At 39.6% G+C, this 666-nt stretch carries 1 protein-coding gene; it reads right to left on the reverse strand.

Annotation, left to right across the window (positions count from 1 at the left end; genetic code table 11):
• Positions 1-104: 104 nt before the first annotated feature.
• Entirely contained in the window at positions 105-473 is a 369-nt protein-coding gene (locus JCM12296_RS43055; RefSeq protein ID WP_218188477.1) for a hypothetical protein, read from the reverse strand.
• Positions 474-666 lie beyond the last annotated feature (193 nt).

A 666-nucleotide genomic window follows, 5' to 3' on the forward strand; every position in this document is an offset into this window, starting at 1 on the left:
CTGAAAATAACCAGCTTGGCGGTTTATAATAATTAATATTTGCCTACATCAATGTTCCAGTGTTGCACTCAGCTCGATCTGGCGAAAGAGTAGCCAAGTCTGAGTTAATTTGTTTGTTGGGTTTTATTCCATAGGTTCCATACATCTTTAGCAATGTTCTCATAATCAGAAATATTGCCAGCATTTTCTGCTCCGAACCATTTTACAAATTCCTCATGAATTACAGTTTGCACATCAGCCTGTGACTTACAGCTTGAAAGCCGAGGAATTATTGTGCCTACTTCAGGATCATATTCATCCGTGTTCGTTTCAAAATTGATAGCCATTGGGTCATGTTCAAAAAGACATTTTTGAATCTCGGTAAAAAGTTCGGGATACTTTAATTTGACTTCTTCTCGTGCGGCCCGATTGTCATTGGCCTGTTTGAGAATTTCTGGAGACCATTCGTTTGATTCAGCATCATTTTTAGACACGAATGCTCTGACAACTAGAACTGCACCAAGAATGATAACTAGACAAATTATTATATAGATTAATTTCATCTTTTAAAGCCAACGACGAGCTAACTTGCGGCGGCCAAACGACCGGAAACTATCAATGGAAAAAGGAAGTTGCTGATAGCACGATCGGCCAAAATGCCACCGTAACCGCCGTCAAAGTTTAGCG

Source organism: Desulfosarcina cetonica JCM 12296 (assembly GCF_001311845.1).
Classification (GTDB): domain Bacteria; phylum Desulfobacterota; class Desulfobacteria; order Desulfobacterales; family Desulfosarcinaceae; genus Desulfosarcina; species Desulfosarcina cetonica.